The 23,189-nt window shown below is 45.2% G+C and carries 21 protein-coding genes and 2 tRNA genes; 12 read left to right on the top strand and 11 right to left on the bottom strand.

Features of this window, described 5'->3' with window-relative positions:
* Window positions 1-20: 20 nt before the first annotated feature.
* Both CZ367_RS08205 and CZ367_RS08210 read right to left on the bottom strand, forming a co-directional pair.
* On the bottom strand, window positions 21-800 hold the full coding sequence (locus CZ367_RS08205; protein WP_077196451.1) for an ATP-grasp domain-containing protein: 780 nt from the start codon (window positions 798-800) through the stop codon (window positions 21-23).
* A 7-nt stretch (window positions 801-807) separates the two neighbouring features.
* On the bottom strand, window positions 808-1,536 hold the full coding sequence (locus CZ367_RS08210; RefSeq protein ID WP_077196452.1) for a nucleotidyltransferase family protein: 729 nt from the start codon (window positions 1,534-1,536) through the stop codon (window positions 808-810).
* Between the two features lie 129 nt (window positions 1,537-1,665).
* On the opposite strand from CZ367_RS08210, the gene CZ367_RS15435 reads away from it, so the two are divergent.
* Window positions 1,666-1,809 (top strand): hypothetical protein, encoded by a 144-nt coding sequence (locus tag CZ367_RS15435; RefSeq protein WP_154669306.1) that lies wholly within the window; start codon window positions 1,666-1,668, stop codon window positions 1,807-1,809.
* 90 nt (window positions 1,810-1,899) lie between these two features.
* Here the strand turns inward: CZ367_RS15435 and secA are convergent, their stop codons facing one another.
* Complete coding sequence (gene secA, locus CZ367_RS08215; RefSeq protein WP_077196453.1) at window positions 1,900-5,253, bottom strand: preprotein translocase subunit SecA; 3,354 nt, start codon at window positions 5,251-5,253, stop codon at window positions 1,900-1,902.
* A gap of 9 nt (window positions 5,254-5,262) precedes the next feature.
* On the opposite strand from secA, the gene CZ367_RS14990 reads away from it, so the two are divergent.
* On the top strand, window positions 5,263-5,445 hold the full coding sequence (locus CZ367_RS14990; RefSeq protein ID WP_144005960.1) for a hypothetical protein: 183 nt from the start codon (window positions 5,263-5,265) through the stop codon (window positions 5,443-5,445).
* Here the strand turns inward: CZ367_RS14990 and CZ367_RS08220 are convergent.
* Together CZ367_RS08220 and CZ367_RS08225 are read right to left on the bottom strand one after the other, a co-directional pair.
* Window positions 5,388-5,744, bottom strand: coding sequence for a hypothetical protein (locus CZ367_RS08220; protein WP_077196454.1), 357 nt, complete (start codon window positions 5,742-5,744; stop codon window positions 5,388-5,390). The two genes, CZ367_RS14990 and CZ367_RS08220, sit on opposite strands and share 58 nt — an antisense overlap.
* A gap of 31 nt (window positions 5,745-5,775) precedes the next feature.
* The gene (locus tag CZ367_RS08225; RefSeq protein WP_237581628.1) at window positions 5,776-7,086 is read right to left on the bottom strand and encodes an Lnb N-terminal periplasmic domain-containing protein; all 1,311 of its coding nucleotides are present in this window, start codon (window positions 7,084-7,086) and stop codon (window positions 5,776-5,778) included.
* A gap of 311 nt (window positions 7,087-7,397) precedes the next feature.
* On the opposite strand from CZ367_RS08225, the gene CZ367_RS08230 reads away from it, so the two are divergent.
* Complete coding sequence (locus CZ367_RS08230; protein ID WP_077196455.1) at window positions 7,398-10,859, top strand: SNF2-related protein; 3,462 nt, start codon at window positions 7,398-7,400, stop codon at window positions 10,857-10,859.
* 234 nt (window positions 10,860-11,093) lie between these two features.
* Here CZ367_RS08230 and CZ367_RS08235 read toward each other — a convergent pair whose 3' ends face one another.
* The 4 genes from CZ367_RS08235 to CZ367_RS08250 form a co-directional block, all read right to left on the bottom strand.
* Complete coding sequence (locus tag CZ367_RS08235) at window positions 11,094-12,392, bottom strand: hypothetical protein (RefSeq protein ID WP_077196456.1); 1,299 nt, start codon at window positions 12,390-12,392, stop codon at window positions 11,094-11,096.
* Complete coding sequence (locus CZ367_RS08240; protein WP_077196457.1) at window positions 12,389-12,874, bottom strand: T9SS type A sorting domain-containing protein; 486 nt, start codon at window positions 12,872-12,874, stop codon at window positions 12,389-12,391. Before CZ367_RS08240 ends, CZ367_RS08235 begins: the two co-directional genes overlap by 4 nt.
* Window positions 12,875-13,629: 755 nt before the next feature.
* Window positions 13,630-14,139 carry an isoprenylcysteine carboxylmethyltransferase family protein gene (locus CZ367_RS08245; RefSeq protein WP_077196458.1) on the bottom strand — a complete coding sequence of 170 codons (510 nt, stop codon included), beginning with the start codon at window positions 14,137-14,139 and terminating at the stop codon, window positions 13,630-13,632.
* Window positions 14,140-14,331: 192 nt separating this feature from the next.
* On the bottom strand, window positions 14,332-15,363 hold the full coding sequence (locus CZ367_RS08250; protein WP_144005961.1) for a hypothetical protein: 1,032 nt from the start codon (window positions 15,361-15,363) through the stop codon (window positions 14,332-14,334).
* A 332-nt stretch (window positions 15,364-15,695) separates the two neighbouring features.
* On the opposite strand from CZ367_RS08250, the gene CZ367_RS08255 reads away from it, so the two are divergent.
* Window positions 15,696-16,334: an alpha-amylase gene (locus tag CZ367_RS08255; RefSeq protein WP_077196460.1), complete on the top strand. Its 639-nt coding sequence runs from the start codon at window positions 15,696-15,698 to the stop codon at window positions 16,332-16,334.
* Between the two features lie 48 nt (window positions 16,335-16,382).
* On the top strand, window positions 16,383-16,568 hold the full coding sequence (locus CZ367_RS15440) for a hypothetical protein (RefSeq protein ID WP_154669307.1): 186 nt from the start codon (window positions 16,383-16,385) through the stop codon (window positions 16,566-16,568).
* Here the strand turns inward: CZ367_RS15440 and CZ367_RS08260 are convergent.
* On the bottom strand, window positions 16,512-18,221 hold the full coding sequence (locus CZ367_RS08260) for a family 10 glycosylhydrolase (protein ID WP_077196461.1): 1,710 nt from the start codon (window positions 18,219-18,221) through the stop codon (window positions 16,512-16,514). The two genes, CZ367_RS15440 and CZ367_RS08260, sit on opposite strands and share 57 nt — an antisense overlap.
* A gap of 262 nt (window positions 18,222-18,483) precedes the next feature.
* Here CZ367_RS08260 and CZ367_RS08265 point away from each other — a divergent pair, with 262 nt between their 5' ends.
* The 7 genes from CZ367_RS08265 to CZ367_RS08295 all read left to right on the top strand — a co-directional run bounded on the left by CZ367_RS08265 (window position 18,484) and on the right by CZ367_RS08295 (window position 22,052).
* Window positions 18,484-18,978, top strand: coding sequence for an outer membrane beta-barrel protein (locus CZ367_RS08265; protein ID WP_077196462.1), 495 nt, complete (start codon window positions 18,484-18,486; stop codon window positions 18,976-18,978).
* A 27-nt stretch (window positions 18,979-19,005) separates the two neighbouring features.
* Window positions 19,006-19,614, top strand: a complete 609-nt coding sequence (gene recR / locus CZ367_RS08270) for a recombination mediator RecR (protein ID WP_077196463.1) — start codon at window positions 19,006-19,008, stop codon at window positions 19,612-19,614.
* 9 nt (window positions 19,615-19,623) lie between these two features.
* The gene (locus CZ367_RS08275) at window positions 19,624-20,088 is read left to right on the top strand and encodes a hypothetical protein (RefSeq protein WP_077196464.1); all 465 of its coding nucleotides are present in this window, start codon (window positions 19,624-19,626) and stop codon (window positions 20,086-20,088) included.
* Window positions 20,085-21,284: a glycosyltransferase family 2 protein gene (locus CZ367_RS08280; protein ID WP_077196465.1), complete on the top strand. Its 1,200-nt coding sequence runs from the start codon at window positions 20,085-20,087 to the stop codon at window positions 21,282-21,284. The genes CZ367_RS08275 and CZ367_RS08280 overlap by 4 nt, the downstream gene beginning before the upstream one ends.
* Window positions 21,281-21,793, top strand: a complete 513-nt coding sequence (locus CZ367_RS08285) for a GNAT family N-acetyltransferase (protein WP_077196466.1) — start codon at window positions 21,281-21,283, stop codon at window positions 21,791-21,793. Before CZ367_RS08280 ends, CZ367_RS08285 begins: the two co-directional genes overlap by 4 nt.
* Window positions 21,794-21,880: 87 nt before the next feature.
* Window positions 21,881-21,954, top strand: a tRNA-Asp gene (locus CZ367_RS08290).
* 24 nt (window positions 21,955-21,978) lie between these two features.
* Window positions 21,979-22,052, top strand: a tRNA-Asp gene (locus tag CZ367_RS08295).
* Between the two features lie 241 nt (window positions 22,053-22,293).
* On the opposite strand, the gene CZ367_RS08300 is transcribed toward CZ367_RS08295, so the two are convergent.
* The gene (locus tag CZ367_RS08300) at window positions 22,294-23,076 is read right to left on the bottom strand and encodes an ASCH domain-containing protein (protein ID WP_077196467.1); all 783 of its coding nucleotides are present in this window, start codon (window positions 23,074-23,076) and stop codon (window positions 22,294-22,296) included.
* Between the last annotated feature and the right edge of the window lie 113 nt (window positions 23,077-23,189).

Here is a 23,189-nt window from a genome sequence, read left to right on the forward strand (position 1 = left end):
CAATTTAGAAAAACCTTTCTTCAGCCTTTTAGCAATCCTCTTATGGCTGCTGCTGCCTCGTCTCTGCACCGTGAGAAGCTGGGCCAATCGTTAAAGTCGATGATGTAGTGATGGCCTTCCTTGTCGATAATGGCATCGCCACCATAAACCCTCACGCCTGTGCGTTGTGCCAATTGTTCGGCATCGGCTATGAGTTGCTCCTTATTATATAGGTAGTGGTGCGACTTGCCATTGCGAAGTTCGTCACCAAACTTTGTTTCGCCATCGTCGGTAGGGTAGCAAGTAAAGAAAAACCCTGAACCCTCTACACCGTAAAACTTAACCAAGTCGCCTTCAATGTGCGCTTGTACAACGATGTCGGTAATGCCTCTTTCTGCAAAAAGAGCCTTCTGACGGGCTAAGGCTTCAGCATTTTCGCAATAGCACACATCGCTTTTCTCTTGTGCTGCTGCATCTCCACGTTTCACCCAATAGCCCTTTGTGCCTTCGGTGGGCGGCATCGGAATGTGGTGAGCCTGCATCAATGCGGTAAACCTACTGCGCTGACAATGCGCTATGGCTTCGGCTTCGTTCACAATCTTTCCGTATCTGTTGCGTTCGGCTTTGAGGAGTGCAAGCGTTTCAGGCAGTCGTCCCATATTCAAGACAAAGTCGCACGCCGTTAAGTCCTCGGCTTTTAGACAACTTTCCTTCACTATTCTTCCCCCCAAGGGCGCAAGCACAGCTTGCAGTATCGCCTTGTCCTTCTCTACCGAGTTGGGCGAGAAACGTTCGTCACGTTGTATTCCTAATACCTTCATCAGCCTGTTAGTCTGTCGCTTTTACAAAGGCTTCGGCTTTTGCGATGTCTCCAATGTGGTCTATATCCAATACTTTCGAGAACGGATAAGCCTTTACTTTCCACTCATCAGCGAGCAATGCACGTTGGAAGTTGCGCATACGACTTTCGCCCTTCTCTATACAGCGATTGAGCGTTGCAAGCGTGTTAGGCGTAAGTCCATAGATGCCGCCCGAAATGTAGGTGCATTGCGCCTCGTTTGTATCGTAAAAGCCCGTTACGTTGAGCATCTCATCTATGCCTACGTACAACGGTTTTTCGTCGTCTATATAGTCGGTTACGCCCATTAGTGCATCTTCACCCTTATCTATAGCTTTGTGGAAAGCGGCTACATATTCAGCAAATTCTGCTTCACGAAAGATGGTGTCTACCGTGGTCAGCACAAAGGGCGAATTGGCCAAGTAGCTACTCAACTCGTAAAAGCTGTGCATCGAACTGGCGGTAGACTTGCGAATAATGCGTAGCGGGATGTGTTTTCCGTTCAATCCATTCTTGGCTATCGTCTTCAGATGGGTGTTTACCTCCTCCATCTCTTCATTACAAATCACCACCACTTCGGTAGCGTTGTTGTGAAGAAACACATTGATGAGGCGGTCTATAAGTACCTCGTTGTTTATCTTTACCAATGGCTTAGGTTCTTTTACGCCTTCTTTTGCTAAGCGTGAGCCTTCGCCAGCTGCAATGATTGCATATTTCATTTTTATCAGTTATTCAAAGGGAAAAAACCTTTTGTTTGAATGGCTTTATCAGCAAAATGCTAATAATTCTGCAATATGCAAAGATACAAATAATTTGTAGAAACTTTCAGAAAGCCGAATGTTTTTTTTATGGTTGAGCGGTTAAACCCAAATCGGTCGTCAGACCAGTCGGACGTGTCAGACCAGTCGGACTGGTCGGACTGGTCGGACAAGTCTGACACGTCGGACTGGTCTGACGACCGATTTGGGTTAAAGGGAGTTAAGGCAGGCTAATAGAAAAATCGTAGGCTATCTTTGCTAAGCATTGATAGTCTACGATTTATAATTATAGAATACTGAGCGTACTAAGTCTCTCTTTTTCCTTTATAGATTGCGTCCGTGGCAATTCTTAAACTTCTTACCGCTTCCACAAGGACAAGGGTCGTTAGGACGTGGCATCTTGTCTGCATGATAAGGCACACGCTGTGGCTGTTGTGCGCTCTCACGTGTATCGTGGCGTGCTGCTGCCATCTGGTTTGGGTCTACCAACTCCTCCTTCTGTGCTTCGTATTGTGGGGTGTGCTCCTCTGGTGCTGCCTCTTGAATTTCTTCAGCTGGCTGCATTTCAGGGATTTGACCACGCATCAACACACTTGCAGTGCGATTGTTCATGTCGTTAATCATATTGTCCCAAAGCTTCACCGACTCAAGTTTGAAGATGAGCAATGGGTCTTTCTGCTCGTATGACGCATTCTGTACAGAGTGACGGAGGTCGTCCAACTGACGGAGGTTTTCCTTCCAGTCGTCATCAATGAGGTGGAGGAGGATAACCTTCTCAAACTGTTTCACTACCGACTTTGCCTCTGACTCGTAAGCCTCTTTCAAGTCGCAAGGTATATTGTACACACGCTTTCCATCGGTAATTGGCACCATAATGCGCTCGTACATAGCACCTTGATTTTCGTATATCTCCTTGATAATAGGCCAAGCTACGTTCTTAATCTTATCGGTTTTACGTTCAAAGTTTTCAACAGCACCTTGGAAAGCACGTTCTGCTAATTCGTTCTTATCGCCCGAAATGAGTTCTTCCTCGGTAAATGGACATTCCATAGCCAATACCTTGAGGAACTCTTCCTTGCAACCTTCGTAATCGTTGTTTTCAACGATGTTGATACATCTATCCCAAATGATGTTAGAAATGTCCATACCGATGCGCTCGCCCATCAATGCGTGGCGACGCTTTTCGTAGATTACGGTGCGTTGCTTGTTCATCACATCATCGTACTCTAACAGACGCTTACGCACACCGAAGTTGTTTTCTTCTACCTTCTTTTGTGCACGCTCGATGCTGTTAGAAATCATTGAACTTTCGATACGTTCACCCTCTTCAAAACCAAGTTTGTCCATCACCTTTGCAATACGTTCTGAACCGAAGAGACGCATCAACTTGTCTTCCAACGAAACATAGAATACAGACGAACCAGGGTCACCTTGACGACCTGCACGACCACGCAACTGACGGTCTACACGGCGACTTTCGTGACGCTCGGTACCTATGATAGCCAAACCACCTGCTGCCTTTACTTCGGCAGAGAGTTTGATGTCGGTACCACGACCCGCCATATTGGTTGCAATGGTTACAGCACCCTTGCCATCAATAGAACGACCTGCGTCTGCCACAATCTGCGCTTCCTTGAGGTGTTGCTTAGCGTTCAATACTTGATGTGGTATCTTGCGCATATTGAGCATCTTGCTCAACAACTCACTGATTTCTACCGATGTAGTACCTACGAGTACAGGACGACCGCTATTGCGCATTTCTTCTACCTCGTCAATCACGGCAGCATACTTTTCACGAGCGGTCTTGTACACACGGTCTTCCAAGTCCTTACGGAGGATAGGACGGTTGGTAGGAATTTCTACAACGTCCAATTTATAGATGTCCCAGAACTCGCCAGCCTCGGTAGAAGCTGTACCCGTCATACCTGCCAACTTGTGGTACATACGGAAGTAGTTCTGAAGGGTAATGGTTGCAAAGGTCTGTGTAGCCGCTTCCACCTTTACGTGTTCTTTAGCTTCTACAGCTTGATGCAAACCATCGCTCCATCGGCGACCTTCCATAATACGACCTGTCTGTTCGTCTACAATCTTCACTTCACCATCAAGCACCACATATTCGTCGTCCTTATTGAACATGGTGTAAGCCTTGAGCAACTGCTGAAGGGTATGTACACGTTCGCTTTGCACACCATAGTTTGCCATCAAGTCGTCTTTCTTGTCGATGTATGCTTGTTCGTCTATCTGCTTTTCGTCCTTGGCTTTTTCCAAGAGCGACAATTCGGTGGTAATATCGGGCAATACAAAGAGCTTATCGTCGTTCACCTCGTTAGCCAACCACGCTGCACCCTTATCGGTAAGGTCGGAAGAGTTCATCTTCTCATCGGTAACGAAATACAATGGTTCGATAGCCTTTGGCATTTCGCGGTTGTTGTTCTGCATATAGAACTCCTCGGTGCGCAACATTCCCGACTTGATGCCTTCTTCTGAAAGGAACTTTATCAAAGCCTTATTCTTTGGCAAAGCCTTGAACGAGCGGTAGAGAGCCAAGAAACCTTCTTCCAACATTGCTTCACGTTCCTTTTGGTCGGTGAGTTTTCCTGCATCAGCTATCTTGCGACGAGCTTCAGAGAGCAATTCGGTAGCCTGTTTGCGTTGTACTTCGAAGAGTTTTTGCACCAATGGTTGATATTCTTCAAACATTTGGTCGTCGCCCTTTGGCACAGGGCCTGAAATAATCAATGGGGTACGAGCATCGTCTACCAATACCGAGTCGACCTCATCGACGATAGCATAGTTGTGCTGACGCTGTACAAGGTCGGCAGGCGATACTGCCATATTGTCGCGAAGGTAGTCGAAACCAAACTCGTTGTTTGTACCGAAGGTAATATCAGCTTGGTAAGCACGGCGACGCTCAGGCGAGTTAGGTTGGTGTTTGTCGATACAGTCTACCGAAAGTCCGTTAAACTCGTAGAGAGGTCCCATCCATTCAGAGTCACGCTTAGCAAGATAGTCGTTCACTGTTACCACGTGTACACCATTGCCTGTCAAGGCGTTAAGGAATACAGGCAAGGTAGCCACGAGGGTTTTACCTTCACCCGTTGCCATTTCGGCAATCTTACCTTGGTGCAACACTGTACCACCGAAGAGCTGCACATCGTAGTGTACCATTTCCCATTTTAGGTCGTTTCCACCTGCTGTCCAATGGTTGTGATAGATAGCCTTGTCGCCATCAATGGTAATAAAGTCTTTGCGTGGGTCGGCAGCCAATTCACGGTCGAAATCGGTTGCTGTAACGATGGTTTCCTCGTTTTCAGCAAAGCGGCGTGCGGTATCTTTTACGATAGAGAAAGCCGTAGGCATTACCTCGTTCAAGGCTACCTCGTAATTGTCTAAAGCCTCTTTCTCAAGTTTGTCAATCTTTGAGAATATCTCCTCACGTTCGTCAATAGGAGTTTCTTCAATGGTTTCACGAAGTTTTGCTATTTCTTCACGTTGTGTCTTGCCTGCATCTTGTACAAACTGTTGTATCTCTTTGGTCTTAGCACGCAATTCGTCGTTGCTCAATGCCTTTATTTCAGGATAAGTAGCTTTCACTTTTTCAACGAAGGGTTGAATAAGTTTCATATCACGTGTAGACTTGTCTCCGAAGAGTGCTTTAAGTATTTTGTTAAAATTCATTGTTGTTTTTTGTTGTTTTTGTCGGACGGGTCGGACAAGTCGGACAGGTCGGACGGGTCGGACTGGTCGGACTGGTCCGACAATTCTAAGTTCTTGATTGTTAATTCTCTGTATATTGCGCCATGTGTTGTGGCTTATGCGCTTGGCGCACGAATAACAATCGCCGAACAGAGGGAAGGGTTCGGAAGATAATCTTGAGGAGTGATGATAATCTGACTTGTCGGACGGGTCGGACAGGTCTGACAGGTCTGACTGCTTAGATAGAGCTGACTGTAAAAGCAAGGCTCTTGTTTGTCCTCTTTATGTATCTGCTTGTAGGCTTCAATCACTGAAAGTACTTCAGTTTCAGCCTCTTTTAGGTCTAATCTGTGGCATATCTCCTCGATGGTAGCATTGCTCAATGCAGCCTTAATCGCATACTGATAAGTCTGCGATTCTACACCGGTAGCTGCTAAAACAACGAGCAGGGCTGTAATGTATTTGTTCATCATAGGGGGATATACCTTATTTTATATAATTACTTTATTTTATATAATTACTTTTATTGGCTTTCGCTTTCCTTATTACGTAGCGATGCACATACACATTGATGAGCAAGAATAATGCCACAATGTACATCGGTATGGGCAAATGCTGTGTAAAGGTGATGATAAAACCAGAGAATAGCGATATTTCGTAAACTACCCACCACCAATCGCTCTCCATTTTTCGGGTTCGTTTCACTGCTCGATAAGCAAACACGAGCGATAACGGGTTGAAAAAGAAGAGCATAGCATTCTTGTCAACGCAAGGGTGCTTTGAGAATACCATTGCTAAAAACAGCAAACCCATCGTACCTGTGAGGAGCATCAACGCCAATTCCCACTGCCAAAACAGTCGGCATAGCTTTATCTCTACTGCCATGATGGCTGCCATCACTACTGCCACAACGACCGATACAGCCAAGGGAGAGAGCGGAAAACCGCCTTCGTCCACAATGGGTTGCGGACTGATAAGGGTGCGTGTCTCCTTTACCAATGCTGCGTTATTATGGGTGGCTAAGGCAAAGTGTTTGCGCAGATTATCGGGGAGAAACAGCGTCTGTTCTTTTGTTTCCACAGGCGCATCGGCTCCCTTTCCTAAGAGCAAATCCTCGCCGAAGCGTGTCCACGGATAGTCTTTGTTCCATTGGTGTATCATTTCACGATAGGTGGGCAGTGGGTCTTGCTTATCGCTCCACGCAAACGAGGGGGCAAGTTTCACGTTGTTGGCAATGATGTGGTAAGCACGTGTGGTGCAGTTGTCGTAGAAGAAGTTGTAGCGATACACCACGTTTTCGGGACGTAGGTTGTGCGTTAACGCCTTGTATATCTTATACTTCTCCTCCTTCGTGAGGTTCAACACCTGTTCGGTAACGCCTCGTCCCTCGTAATCGTACTGTGCAAGAAAGTGTTCCATCGGTAGGGTTGCCACACGATAGTCGGTGAGTCCAAAGATGAAACGGAGTGAGAAGTTGGGCTGATTAGAGTCGAACACGCCATAATTAATAGCGATGTCATTGCCGTTCTGCATGTCGTTGTAACGCAAGGCAGTATGCCCAAACTGTGCCCATGACGCTTGCCCAGGCGAACAGGTAAGGAGCGAAATCTCTACCGAGTCGGAATAAGTAAGGGGTTGCGCATTTGTCGCTATCGAAATGAGCGACAGCAACACCAAGGTTATATTATGTAGAAACAGCTTCTTCATTAACGCTGCAAAGATACTTAAAAAGCGTGAACCCACAAAGAAAGCAAGGGTTATTTGTGCGCAATGCGTATAAAAATGTCCCCTCTTGCAATTGTTCTGTTTTTCCATACATACCTCTTCCGCCACCGAGACACCTATCTTATAAAATCAAAACATATATGTTTGAGGTGGTCGGACGAGTCGGACGAGTCGGACAAGTCGGACTGGTCGGACTGGTCGGACTGGTCGGACAAAACTATAGAAAATAAAGGTAATTTATAGAACCAGCCATATCAAAAACAAAAAAACTTGTAATAAATGTGCTTGGTTTAGATCTTATTCAGTACTTTTGTAAATAAATTACAAATATTAGCATTACAATGATTTTCAAACTCACTGAGATCTTGCAAGAAATTAGTATGAGATAAATTCTCAAAATTATGGCAGAGAAATTTGGAAAGACATGGTGGGGCGATGCATGGTTGCAATCGCTCACGCACATAGACTATGCTAACCGCATACCGAGAGGAGCTCGATACGCACGTAACGGTTCGGTTAAGGAAATAAAGGTTAAAAAGAATGTGATAGCAGCTAAGGTGCAAGGCTCAAGACGCACACCATACAAAGAAACTATCACTATACCGGAATTCAGCGACAAGGAGAAATCGCTGTTAATAGATGCTCTTGTGGCTTACCCTGGTATCATCAGCAATTTGCTTGACCGCAAACTGGACGCAGAAGTACTCGACATCGCAAAGAAATGCGGTGTGAAGATTTTCCCTTCGCGTTGGAATGATCTGAAGATGCACTGCAGTTGTCCCGACTGGGCTGTGCCATGCAAGCACCTGGCTGCTATTGTCTACATGATGAGCAAGGAGATTGACAACAATCCGTTCCTTGTGTTCGAAATGCATGGCCTTGACATCATTAACGAATTGGAGGCACGTGGCATCTATGCCAACAAAGCAAAGGAGACGGTAGAATTGCCGTTGATTGATGATGTGGCAGGTTTGCAGCCCAAACCGGCAAAGATAGCCTTGGCGGACTCCTTCAAACGAATCGATTTCAGCAAGTTGGAAGACCGCACAGAAATTCTGCTTCGTTTGCTTCCTGACAATCCATCGTTCTCCACGCATGGCAATTTCAAGCAGGTGTATGCCTCTACCATAGGCAAAGCGCAAAGAAAACTTGAGCGACTGATGACAGGCAAACTGTCTGCTAATGATGTTTTTGATGCAGGCAAGCATCATTTTGAATTGACGCTTGACAGCGAGATGCCGTTGGACTTAGGCGACGAGCATCTTGATTCGTATGCCATTGCTCTGCTTGGAATGAATGCAGATTTCCTGCCCGATTACAACCGTAGCGTGATTGCCAACCATCAAGCTATGCATGCCGCCATACACTTATTAAAGATAGGTAGTATAGCACCATGTATAGCAAGGAATTCGAAGAACTTCAACAGTATATCGTGGATGCCTGCCGAGATTGATTCGCAAGCGAAACGCATTGTAGAGCAGCTGACAGAAATCGTGCCAGCCGACTTGATTTGCCTGTCAGACAGAAAGACTATGCTTTATCCGCAGAATCCGGCCCGTTTGCTTATTTCTCAGTATCTCGACTTGCTGATGGAGCGATTGACAGCCGATTTTGATGACGATGATATAGAGCTCATATTCTTCAACCGTCGCACGGTGAAGTTTGATGCTATTGGCCAGAAAGAAACACCAGGAGCTATCAAATCATGGTGCGACCATCTGCAGATAACGCAGACACGCTGGCAACCGGTTTTCAATATCGCGGAGGATGAAGAGAATGAACTATTCCAACTCTCACTTGCCGTACACGATCGTGAGTATGCCGCTGAAATGCCTATTCCATTAAGTGATATCCTTCGGCTGAAGAAGTACGAGAAGTCTCGCTTCGAAATGCTTCGTTCATTCTCTTTGCTTTCGGTATTGATGCCTAACGTGAACTCTTATATCAATAAAGGAGCAAAGCAAGTGATTGAGTACGACTACCAGTCGTTTGTGCCATTCCTACAGGAAGTGATACCAACCATACAAATGCTTGACATTAAGGTATTTATGCCGAAATCACTAACCACCCTGCTCCGTCCGAAACCAACCATCCGAGTGTCAGCAAAGAATGATGGCAAGTCTATGTTCGGTCTTGCCGACTTGCTGCAGTTCTCGTGGCAGATTGCCCTTGGAGACAATGTGTTGCCGATAGAGGAGTTCGATAATTTGATGGTTCGTGCTGGCACGCTGCTTAAGTTCAAAGGGCAGTTTGTCTATACCTCTGCCGAGGACATGAAGCGTCTGTATGATATCATCATGAAGGGTGATCAACTGAGTGACGGGCGACTGCTGCAAGCTGTCCTTTCTGGCGAATATGAGTCGGCTCCGGTTCTGCTTACGAATGAGGTGAAAGCACTCATCAAGGAACTGACCAAGCAGGATATCATTCCAGCCCCATCCACGCTGAATGCTACACTTCGCCCTTATCAGGAACGTGGATACTCATGGCTCTACAGCAACATGCGCATCGGTTTCGGCTCGATACTTGCCGACGATATGGGTCTTGGTAAGACGCTGCAAACCATCTCTTTGCTACTCAAGCTGAAAGAAGATGGTGCATTAGAGGAGAAACGTGTGCTCATCGTAGTGCCAACAGGATTGCTTACCAACTGGCAAGCAGAAATCTCACGCTTTGCCCCACAACTCACATGCGAGGTCTATCATGGAAATGCCCGTTCGCTGAAGTCGTTCTCATCGGATATTCTTCTGACAACCTACGGCATGGTGCGCACAGATGCTACAAAATTAAAGAAACAGCCTTGGCGAGTGATGGTAATTGATGAAGCACAGAATATCAAAAACCAGAACACGCAACAGACAAAAGCCATATCTTCTATTGCAGCCGATACGCATATCGCCCTCAGTGGTACACCTGTAGAGAACCGTCTATCGGAGTTCTGGAGCATAATGAACTACGCCAACCACGGTTATCTGGACACCATCAAGGACTTCAACGAGCGATTTGCCAAACCAATCCAACAGGATGGTGACATGGCATGTGCTGAGCGTTTCCGTCGTGTGACAGCTCCGTTTATGATGCGACGAATGAAGACAGACAAATCGATAATCAGCGACCTGCCAGATAAGATAGAGATGAACGACTATGTTTCGCTCAATCCTGATCAAGCTGCACTCTATCAGTCAACGCTCAACGAGGCGATGGCGGTTATCGAAGGTATGAGTACGGATGATAACAAGGAACTCTTCAAGCGCCAAGCTCTCATCTTGCAGATGATTCTTGCACTCAAGCAAATATGCAACCATCCTGCCCAGTATCTCAAGAATGGCGATGAACGTGCAGAACTATCGGGCAAGACGGAAATGCTACTCGATAACATCCAGAGCATTGTGGATGCAGGCGAGAAGGTTCTGGTGTTCACACAGTTCAAAGAGATGGGCGATATGCTCGTGAAGTTCATCACGAAGCGCACAGGGCGCGAACCTATGTTCTACCATGGCGGTTGCAGCGTGAAGCAACGTAGCGATATGGTAGACCGTTTCCAGAACGGTAAGCAGGACAAGGTATTCATCCTCTCACTCAAAGCAGCCGGCACAGGTCTCAACCTCACAGCAGCATCACACGTCATTCACTACGACCTGTGGTGGAATCCGGCTGTAGAAGCACAAGCCACCGACCGCGCCTACCGTATAGGTCAGAACAAGAATGTTATGGTGCATCGTTTCATCACCAAAGGCACATTCGAGGAAAAAATCGACCGAATGATACAAGAGAAGAAGCACCTTGCCGACATGACCGTAGCAAGTGGCGAAAGCTGGATTGGCAAACTCAGTAACAAGGAATTGCGAGCGTTGTTTGAGTAGAATATTCGAACGAAATAGAGGTCATCAGCCCAGTCAGACAAGTCGGACAAGTCCGACTGGTCTAACGACCGATTTGGGTTAAATGAGACGCAAACAAGTTTTGAAACAAACAAGGAAAATTGTTTGCGGAAATAAGGTATAAACAAAAGAAAGCGTGTAAAGTAAACCATATTAAGCCAACTTTTCCAATAACTTGGCACACGTCGTTTACTTTACACGCTTGTCTGTTTTATGTTACTTCTGAATCATCTGGAAAGCAGATTGCTTCTTTCCAACCTTTATCAAAGGCATCTGTGTTACGCCTTTAGATGTTCCTTGTACGATGCGGGTAGGAGCAACCTTGCTGTCAGCTTCGCCAGCTGGGGTAGTAAATTCTACCTTTTCGAGTGGTCCCCATTCGTCATTGGCATTCTTAGCCAAAGAGCAAGCATAGTACGTTGTAGATGGAGTTGCGTTCCAAGTTGCGTTATCAACACCGTATTGGTTCCAATATGGATCCTTTTCATGGTCTTCCTTCAACAGTTTTTTAACGCCTTCCTCGCCCATTTCAGGCTTATCGTATGCATTCTTTTCAATGATAATGTCTCTGTGTAGTGAACATTCGCTGTTTGGAGTGTAGATTACACGTTGGTAGTAACTGTCGCCACTCTTTTCAAACTCCTTGATTTCGATATTTACTTTAGCAACGCCAGTGCCACCAAGTTTCTTTGTTGTAACTGGAATAACAACCATATCGGCATAGGTTTCTTCTGAGTCCCACGCTTGCACATAGATTTCGTACTTGGTGTCAGGTTGCAAACCAGTCCATTCGTGTGTGTATTCGTCAGTGCATTTTACACCCCACTGCTTAATCATGTCGCCCATATTGCTTAGTCCCATCATTGAACCGAACTGCTCGAACTGCTCTTTAGCCTTGCCTTCAACAAAGATACAAACTGCATAGCCCTTAGCGTCTGTATTGGCTGTGAACTTGGCTTTAACGGTTGTAGATGTTGCTTCTACGATTTCGCCCGTTACCTTAGGATTTCCTACGAGTGGTTTCTTAGGAGTTGTAAATTCTGCTTTCGACATATTGCAAGCCACACCGTACTTGTCGAAGCCAATCGTAATAATGGTGTAAGGTGTATTATCCTTGAATGGTTGGTCGAAACCAGTCATCTGTGCGTTCGTGAAATCGTCTTGCATCATAGTCTGATTGGTTCTCTCAAAGTAAGTGGCAGCAATATCGTCGGTAGTTATCTTGCTTGAAACAGACTGTGGGATACAAGCAATTTTATACGATTTACATTCTGGTGTCTTCTTTACTGCCACCCAAAGCGTATCGCCGGTAGGACCACTCTTGTAGTCTTTAAAGGTTACATCGGCTGCAACTCTGCCTTCAACGGTTGCAAAGAAAACGTTATCAATGCGATCGACCATAAACGCCTTGTGAGCGCTGCTCTTTTCCAATACTATCAATCGGTTAGGTTCTGTCTGTGCAAACGCTGTCAGACTAAAGATTGCCATAAGGCAAAGTAATATGTTCTTTTTCATTGTTTTACGAATTTAAAGGTTGTGTTTTTAACTTTGATAATAAATACGCCATGTTGCAGGCTTGAAGCATCGATGCCTTCGCCGTCGGCAACTTTCGTGCGCAACATTGCTCGACCCTTCAGGTCGTAGATGGCAACATCTGTTTGTTCGGCATTTAAGCCGTTGATGTAAAGCATATCGCCACGCTGTGAAATCTTGATTTCTCCCGTTTCGGTGTTGCCTACTTTACCGATTCCGTCTGTTGTCTTAACAAACCTAATGTCTTTAATGGCAGATAACTTCCACACAGGTTCTACTGTAAAAGCACTTCCAATGATGTGCATTCCGTCAGCAGCGAAGGTTATCTTCTGAATGTCTGTTAGGGCATACTTGCCAACAGCACCCGATTGTGGTGTAACCACGAGCTGCGTCTGGGCATGAACTTGTGAGAAGCCCATCGTCATTATGGCTGTTCCGACAATTGAGAATAGTCTTTTCTTCATAATGATTTGATATTTAAGTTAATGTTTAAATTATAATAATAGCAGATTTCCCAATTCTCTATTCTGTGATTTTCTGGATTTCATCTATAATTCCTTATATACGGAAAGCGTTCACACACTATCGTATCAAGGCATCATTCGATTGTAAAGATACAAGTAAATTCGGAAAAACTTAATTTCTCTTAAGATTTTTATACTAAATTAACAATGTTACAGACTCTTTATAAAAAGGAATAATACAGTGAGTTCACGATAAGAATTGCGCCCATATCTTATTTACAAGATTCTTAAATAGGGTTTACTGAATAATTTATAATCTTTTGATATACAATAAATTATATCGTTTTACCTTTGGTTGTTTAACCTAAATGCTTTGAGCGTAATGTAGAGAATGTACTTATTTTGACACATCCCTACACGCCCCTTGCACGCTGCACAATTTTAGTAAATTGTTGTTTTGTCGGACAGGTCGGACTTGTCGGACGGGTCAGACAAGTCGGACGGGTCGGACGGGTCAGACCTGTCCGACAAAACAACCTGCTGCAAACCACAGCAAATACGTGCTCCCCTCCCCCATCGGAGGGGTTTGGGGAGGCGCTTAGCATACAATAAAAGCCGCTTAGCATACAATAAAAGCCGCTTAGCGATGATTGCTAAGCGGCTTTTGTTTTTTTAATGACGATATGCGGTGGTAATTTAAAGAACTAGCCTTTATAGAACCAGCCTTTATAGAACCACCTTTATAGAACCAGCCTTTAAATCATTCCCTTCATAGCCTGTTCTTCTTGACGAATACGCACAAAAAGTGGAATAAGATATATCGGCAAACCTATGCAGAGCGTGTACCAAGCATGGCAAAGCAAGGCTGTACCGATAAGTTCGGGAATGATGTTTAAGAAATAATTTGGGTGGCGCACATTGCGGAACAAGAAGCTGCGGTCAATGCGCTGATTCTTTAAAATATAGAGTTTCACTGTCCAAATGTCGCGAAGTTTATAAATAACGTAGAACAAAACAACATAGGCAAAAGCCATAACGCCCACGCCAGCCATAGAAACATTATCAAACATCGCAGCCGAAGCGTAACATTCATAGATAGCCGCAGCATAATAAGCTATGTGTGCCAAGGTTAATAAAGCAGAGTTGGCGTGTCCATACTCCACAGCCCCAAGCCCCTTGATGCGTTTCTCGTTACGAATGGAAAAGAAAAGTGTGGTTAATCGCAAGCAAAAAAATGCCCCAATAATCATAAAAATTTCGTTCATACCTTAATTCCGCAACACTATTATAAATTAAACTTTTGAAGTACCTGATCAACAAAAAGCGCTTGCTTTGGCAAGTGCCAGAGCCGAGCGGCTCAGGATTTTGCTATGTCAGAATTTTCACTTATCTTAGTGTTGCAAAAAAAATAAGCAAAAATCTGACATGAGCTAATTCTTTAGAACCACCCTAAAGAACTATTGCACCAAGAGCTTTTTACCGTTTACAATGTAAATGCCACGTGGCAGGTCAGAGCGTTTTTCTACAAATACACGTTGTCCTGACAGCGTATAGATTTTATTCTCGCTGGTGCGTTTTGCAGCGGTATCTATCTGCTGTATGCCTGTGGTTACCTTCACTTGCTCAATAAGCATTGCAGACGAAAAGGTTTCGTCATAGTAAGGATCATCTGCCCCATCAAAGGTTTTATTCTTTGCATCCAACAACCAATAGCCCTGTACCTCTGCACCAGAGCTGGCGCGTGTGCCTCTTTTAGATTTAATATAGAACTTACCGAAAAGATTAAGGAAATTCCCAGATTTTACATGTTTCCCGTTACCAGCCTTTTGTAAATCAAGTCCGTTGGCTGCCTCATCCAAATTTTCTGTCACACCATTAGGCGCATAACCTGTAAGCCAATCGGGAGCAGGTGTCTTGGTAGGATAACTCAACCACTTGTCATCTATGGTCTTGAAAGCAATTTTTCCATCCGACAAGACATGCGCCGTGAAGCATGCCGACTCGTCGGGAAGATCTCCTAATTTAAATTCGCGTGTAGACACCTTACCGTCCGAATAGTCGAGCAAAAATGCGTGTTGGTCGTAGTCATAGAATTTAAGGGTGTAGCGTTTGCCATGCGCTGGCTTTTCTACATCAGTATCATCTATATATTCTTGTCTGGCTTTCTTTAAGTCGTCTTGCGTGTATTTTTCTGGTGTATCGTAGATTTTTTGTAAGTTAATACGACTTTTGGCAGTTAGCTTTGGAAATCCTAAACCTTTATTGTCCAACAATTGCTTTATGATTCCTAACTCTAATTTTGATATTTCGTTATTGTTCGTTGTTGAACGAGTCGCCACTGCATCGTAGGTGTTGTTTGCAGGATTAGATTTTACTTCCACGTTTGTTGTCTTTTGAATACGCATACCGTTATCGGCTGAAAATGCGGTATTTCGTCCAATTGTAAGACATAGAATAATAGCGCAAAATAATTGTAATTTTGTGTTCATAAATAAAAAAAATGTTGTTATTAATTGATTAATTTATTCAAATACTCCGCAAAAGTAGCTATTTTTTTCCAAAGTTCTGCAAACTAAAATAAAATCTTGACATAAATCAACGCGTCCTTAATCCCAAATCGGTCGTTAGACATTGCCTTTTTATGCCTTCTTCATAAATTTACGTTATTTATGCTTTTTTTCAAATATCGTTGAGTTTTTTTCTCCACAATTTTCATACCTTTGCGCCACTTTTTTTGTGGTCGCAGACAACTCGCAATGTTGTATGTGAATTGTTGTGGTCACTTCATTAAATAATTAAACAAAAACCAAAAGAAAAAACAATGATGAAAATTTATCACAAAATTCTTATGTTATTAGTGGTGCTTTGTGCGCAGGTGAATATGATGATGGCTCAAGAAGTCAAGCCTGAGGTTGTGCCAGATGTTTGGGGCACTTATGAGGGTGAGGCCACCACGGAGTTGTTCAACCGTACGTCTGAAACGAAGACTCCAAGTGGTAAGAAAAAAATGGTCATAGAGATAAGCAAGGGTGAACGTTTGTTCACTGTTTTTACCTTAAAAGACGTTACGATTGGCCAATATAATTTCTCGTCAATACCTTTCAAAGATTGCTTTCTGTTGCCTAACAACAACAAATGGAATATAGATGCATATAACAATCTTGATGACGAGGTGACGACCAAGGACAAAAAGTACAAAGTATGGTTATCAGGCAGTATTGATAAGGAAAAGAGTTTTGTGGATAAGGACGGCAACTTGGAACTTAGTTTTTTCTTGTCTTTTAAGGAAGACTCGCATATTCAATATGAATTTAAAGGAAAAAAGAAATCAAACCCCACGGGCATCGACCATGTGAACGCAGACAAGAAAACACCAGTGGTGTTCGATTTGCAGGGGCGCCGCGTGAGCAAGGTTGGCAAAGGCGTGTATATCGTGAATGGTAAGAAAGTGGTGTTTTGATGCCTCGATACGCTGTTTGAACGGTGATAAACCTGAATGATAAAAACGGTGCTGGCTAGAGGGGGTATTGCAGTAGTTAGCGAGGTGGTTTTGTCGGACTGGTCGGACTGGTCCGACTTGTCAGACTTGTCCGACTGGTCCGACTGGTCAGACAGGTCAGACAGGTCGGACAAGGCTTTACCCTCTCTTCACGATGAAATACCCCACACGATGGGTAACGTTGCGCTTGGCTGAACGGGCATACAAAACGTAAGTACCGTTGGGAAGAGCGCTGATATTCAGATCGTTGTAGTGCTTAGAGGTGGGGTATATCTTGCGCAAGGAGGTGGATTGGAGGGTGCTGATGGTGAAATATTTTACGTCCATCGTTTGCACCCACGTGGGCAGTGTTAGCACAGTGTTGTTGTGCGCCATTAGCTTGGTGTCGATGGCTGTAGGTTTGGTTTCGATGCGTTGTAAGGGTGCGCTCTCGTTGCCATAGCGATCCATTGCCGTGATGGCATAATGGTAGTGTTGCGAAGGGCGATGGGTGAAGGTAGTGCCTGTGTATCGAGCTGCCACAAGATTGCGAGGATTGGTGATGTCGACAGGCGAAGTGGTGCTCATATATATATTATAATAAGGTGAGTTGCCCTTCCACGATACGTTTACTGTGCCGTTGCCAAGGGGTTGAGCCAAGGTGTTATCGGCTGTGGCAAAGCGAGGAGCAGCAGGAGGGGTAGCCCTTTGCCACGTGAGGGCTGGCGTGAGGGCTGGTAGGGCATTGAAAGCCTGTTCGAAATAATAGATACCTTGATAGTTGTCGGTGAGAAAACGTGAGCGGAAGTGAGCGTGCCCCATTCCCAACTGCCTACTGACGTACATTTGGCGCACTATCTCGTCCAAACGCCAATTGCCCTCACGAGGGTCGAGAAAGTAGGTACCAAGACCTGTGACGATGTCCTTTCCCGAAGCGTTTTCCATCCAGTCGGCACAGAAAGGATAGTAGTTGTCGTCGCGGAAATACTGCATAGGGTACAACTGATCCATCAATCCTGTTCGCACCCACATTTGGGCATCTTGCGATACACGGTCGCGAGCGTTGAAATTCTTTGACGAGTAGCGACTAAGGTCAGAATACTTGCCGATAGGCGAACACGAAATCTTGACCCACGGCTTGATGGCCTTCACCTTGTCGTGAATGTTTTGTACAATGCGAGTGATGTTGGCACGGCGTGCATCGGGTGTATCGCCATTTTTGTACGACGGCCTGCGCCACCCATCGGGATAACGTATGTAGTCGAGGTTGATGCCATCGATGTCGTACTTTCGGGTTATCTCTGCACAAATATCGCCCAAGTAAGGCGCAACCTTTGGGTCTGACGGACTAAGGTAAGCGCCTGACGAGAAGCTCTTTATGCTAAATCCCTTTTGCTTTAAGCGTCGGCATCCCAACGAGTTTTTTGCTCCCACGGGCATTGCTGCCACCCAAGCGTGCACCTCCATTCCGCGGCGGTGACACTCGGCTATGGCAAACCTCAGTGGGTCGTACCCATAGCCAGGGTCTTTGCCTTCTGTGCCTGTGATACATCTGTCCCACGGCTCTATGTCCGAAGGGTAAATGGTAGCCGCTCTGACACGCGTTTGTAGCAATACGGTGTTGATATTGGCAGCCGCATAAAGGTTGAGAATATTGACTAATTCTTGCTTCTGTTGGGCTATCGTTGCTTCGGATGTGGCGTAGGTTTTAGGCCAGTCGAGGTTGGCTAAGGTGGTGAGCCATACGGCACGTGTCTCACGTTTGGGCGACAAGGGGTGTTGGGGGCTTAGAAGGTCGTAGTTGACCTGTGCAAACGCATGGAGAGCGATGCAACTAAAGAGTGCTAATATTATGTTTTTTTTATTCATTCCTAAAGCTATAAATGTAGGTTTTATTGTCCTCAAATAGGTCAATTTAGGCACAAAGATAGACAATTATTTTTGTATTTCAAATAAATCAAGTACCTTTGTAAATCATTAAGCCTAAAATGGGTCATTGGATTAAGAATATATCTTTGTGAGAAATATTTTAGGCTTATGAGCTATTTTAACAAGCCAATTGGCGGTTCAAAACTACGCTTTTAGCTTGTCTACTAATAATACGAGAATTAACAATAACAAAGAAATATTTATGAAAAAGAAGTTAGTTTTACTCGTTATGAGTATGATGATGGCGATAGGTGTTCAGGCACAGTTCCAACAGGGCAAAGGCTATGTAGGCGCATCGCTCACGGGGCTCGACTTGCATTATAACGGCAAAGACGGATTTAATATCGGCATTGAGGGCAAGGCTGGCTATTTGGCTTGGGACAACATAATGCTCTTGGCACAGGTAAGCGCGGTACACAATGGTTCGGAAACCGTAGCCGACCACATCTCAGTGGGCGCAAGTGGTCGCTATTACATCACCCAGAACGGACTTTACCTTGGCGCAGGCTGCAAGTTTATACACGCTAACCACAGCTACAACGACCTGATGCCGGGAATAGAGGTGGGCTATGCCTTCTTTATCAATCGTTCGGTAACTATCGAGCCTGCCATCTATTACGACCAGTCGTTTAAGAGTGCAGACTATTCTACCATCGGTCTAAAGGTGGGTGTGGGTGTGTACCTCTTTGACGATTAAGGCGATAACCTACACGCACACAGCATCATGCAGCAATTTCCGTCCCAACTTCTTGAGAAAGCAGTAGGCGAATTTACCAAACTACCTGGGGTGGGACGCAAAACCGCCCTAAGGTATGTGTTGCACCTGTTGAGAGAGGAAAAAGACGAGGTAGACCTGTTTACCAACACGCTGTCGAGCCTGCGACACGACATAAAATATTGCAAAACGTGTCATAACATTTCCGATACCGACCTCTGCACCATCTGTGCCAATCCACGCCGCGACACCACTAAGGTGTGTGTGGTGGAGAATATTCAAGACGTGTTGGCGATAGAGAGCACACAGCAGTACAACGGACTTTACCACGTGCTTGGTGGGGTCATCTCGCCTATCGATGGCATAGGACCTAACGACCTTGAGGTAGACTCGCTTGTAGCACGTGTACAAGCAGGAGGAATTGACGAAATAATACTCGCCTTGGCAAGTACAATGGAGGGCGATACAACCAACTTTTATATCACACGAAAACTGAAAGATACCAACGTCAAAATATCGGTTATCGCACGCGGAATATCCGTAGGCGATGAATTGGAATACACCGACGAAGTGACCTTGGGACGAAGCATCATAGACCGAACACCTATAGAACGCTAAACCAACAGCATGAAACAAACCATACGAACCTTGGCTACAGCTCTTTGGGGCTTTCTTACCTTATATATAGGCATCGTGGCAGCGTACGAAACCGACCTTCTGCACAGTGGGGTATTCTTTCAGCACGCCTCACTTATCTATGCACAGTTTGCCATGCAGCTGCTCACCCTTGCAGCCATTCCCTTAGCCTTGTATATGTTTCGTTTTGGAGGGGTGCATCGTCAGCTCACCAAGGGGGGTGATGCCTCGGCTCGCAACCTAAAATTATGGGGTTTGGCGCGTATGATGTTGCTCTGTATTCCGATGATTATCAATGTTTTGCTCTATTACTTGTATGCCAAGGAGGTAAGTTTTTTCTATCTCTCGGTTATCCTTCTCCTAAGTTTGGTGTTCATCTATCCAAGTCGTGGACGATGCGAACGAGAATGTAACGCACACCCCGAAACCGAAAATAAGAAAGACGTAGCGGAATGAAACTCAGTGTTATTATTGTAAGCTACAACGTGAAATACTACCTTGAGCAATGTCTGCTCAGCGTAGAACGTGCCATTGAGGGAATAGATGCCGAAATTATCGTGGTAGACAACGCCTCGAAAGATGGGTCGGTAGACTATATCCAAGCTCGTTTTCCACACATCACCTGCATTTCGTCGCTCCACAATCTTGGTTTTGCATGTGCCAACAACCTCGCCATACGCCAGTGTAAGGGCGAATATGTACTGCTGCTCAATCCCGATACATTCGTAGCCGAAGACACAATACGCCAGTCGGTTAGCTTTATGGACACACATCCCAAGGCTGGCGGATTGGGCGTAGAAATGCTCAATACCGATGGCAGTCGTGCTATGGAGAGCCGACGCGGATTTCCATCGCCTTTGGTAGCCTTCTACAAGATGATAGGTCTGTGCAAGCACTTCCCCACTCACCCCCGCTTCGGACATTATTATATGAGCAATATGCCGTGGGACGAGGCTGGACACATCGAGGTGATAAGCGGTGCTTACTGTATGTTGCGCCACGAAGCCTTGGACAAGGTAGGACTGTTGGACGAAGACTTCTTTATGTACGGCGAAGACATCGACTTGAGCTATCGTGTGCTAAAGGGAGGTTACGAAAACTGGTATCTGCCTGCTAAAATACTGCATTACAAGGGCGAAAGTACCAAGAAGTCGAGCTACAGATACGTGCACGTGTTTTATGATGCTATGCTCATCTTCTTTCGCAAGCACTATGGCGGAACAAGTTTTCTGCTCAGTGTGCCCATCAAGGCTGCCATCTATCTGCACGCCACTGTTTCGCTTGTACGAATGTTGACCAACAAGGCAACAAAGATGATCGGACTGCTCCACCCCAAACGCAACAATTGCCCCAACTACATATTTATTGGCAACAGCGAGGCAATGAACGAGTGCGAACAAATAGCCAAAAAGCGTGGCATAACGGCACAAATAGTGGTGGGAAACAGCAAAACAATGCCGCAAGGACATTACGAATGGCAAGAAACGATAAACCAAAATAAACAAAACTACATCGTCTACGACCTCGGCGCATACACCTTTAGCCAAGTGCTCAACCTCTTTGCACAGCAGCCCAACCACAACGTGCTAATAGGTACGTACAACCCTCAAACTCACTGCATTATAACCGCACACGACATTCTAACAAAATGAACACCCCTCGCCATATCAGCCTAAGAGCAATGGAGCCCGAAGACCTTGAAACGCTCTACAACATAGAGAACGACGAAGCAAACTGGGCAATGAGCGCAACCAATGTGCCTTATAGTCGCTATACCTTGCGCCAATACATAGCCAATGCCTCCAACGACATTTATGCCGATGGACAGGTGAGACTAATGATAGAAAATGAGGACAAACAAGTGGTGGGCATAATAGACCTTGTAAACTTCGACCCCACGCACCAACGCGCCGAGTTGGGCATCATTATCGCCACACCCTTTCGCCAACAAGGTTATGGCAAAGCAGCATTACAACACCTCATACAAACCGCAAAAGCGAAAATACACCTGAACCAAATATATGCCTATGTGGCAGCCGACAACCAAAGCTCAATAAACTGTTTAAAATCAGTAGGATTTCAACAAACCACAGCTTTGAGACAATGGTTCTACTATAAAAATAAATACGTAGATGCTTACGTAATGCAACTTTTTTTATAAAAAATGCCAAACATATTTGGTCAAAACAAATAAAATACCTATCTTTGCACTCGCTAAACAGAAATGATAGTAACGAACACTATTTTTGGTGCGTTAGTTCAGTTGGTTAGAATGCCTGCCTGTCACGCAGGAGGTCACGAGTTCGAGTCTCGTACGCACCGCACTATCACTTCTCGCAGCACCTTGGTGCGTTAGTTCAGTTGGTTAGAATGCCTGCCTGTCACGCAGGAGGTCACGAGTTCGAGTCTCGTACGCACCGCTGAAAATACCTTGACATTGCGTCAAGGTATTTTTTTATCCCTTAGCTGGCCCATAAGTTTAGGGATAGGGTCTTGTAATTTCGTCCGACCCGTCCGACCTGTCCGACCTGTCCGACCCGTCCGACTCGTCCGACTTGTCCGACCCGTCCGACCCGTCAGACTCGTCCGACCAACAGCGGCTCAGTAAGAATAGATCCTCAACCGCCTGTCTTATCTTTCTTGTCTATATTTACGCTACAACTACTCGTCAATCACACCATTCTTCAGACCGAACCCTATATCAAAGTATTCTATCTCGTCCGCATCCCAATTGTACATCATCATCTTTGTGGTGCCGTCAGGCTCTATCCAACTTTGATAGCCCATATCTTCCACTTCGAAGGTCATCTTGCGTGTTGGGGTTTCGATGCGAACACGTGATATAGGTTTGAAGGCATACTCGCCCTCTTTTAGCTCTTCTTCGGGTTTCTGTACAAGGTTGCACACCTCCGCTGTAGCGCATAGGTTTATCTGTCCTACTTCAAGCACAATCTCCAAATTTTCTTCTGTCAAAGGTACGATGAGCGTTTCGCCCTCCAATCGTGGCGCACGGCGTTGATACTTGTGTGCAGGTGGTAGGTGGTTTTCGTCTATTTCGGGCGTGTCAAAGAGGTTGAGCTTGCCTTTCACACCTCGTATAGGTTCGTCAAAGATGTACGCATCCTTGATGTGCCACTGGTGTTCTACAGGTTCTGCCCACAACGATGGGGCGTCGTAGCTGTCGCCATCTACAGTTACATATCCTATGATGGCAGAGTAGTCCATATCCTTGTATTCGGGCAGATTGCCAAACATCTGTTCGTTATCAATAATATTGAATTGTTGAAAAAGCAATTGGTCGGGAAACTTCTTTGTTACCTTCGCTTGCGAGGCGTGTATCAATATGCGACCCTTATGGTTGGGTGCCCACGTGCGATTTTCTATGTCTTTCAGTCCGCTCACTAATAGTGTTGCCCAAGGTTGTCTTACTGATAATGTCTTCATAATTTGGTCCTCCTTATTAAAAGTTATTGTTTAACCTTAATTCCGCAACACTATTATAAATTAAACTTTTCAAGTACCTGATCAACAAAAAGCTCTTGCTTTGGCAAGCGGCA

The organism is Prevotella ihumii, from assembly GCF_900155655.1.
GTDB classification, from domain to species: domain Bacteria; phylum Bacteroidota; class Bacteroidia; order Bacteroidales; family Bacteroidaceae; genus Prevotella; species Prevotella ihumii.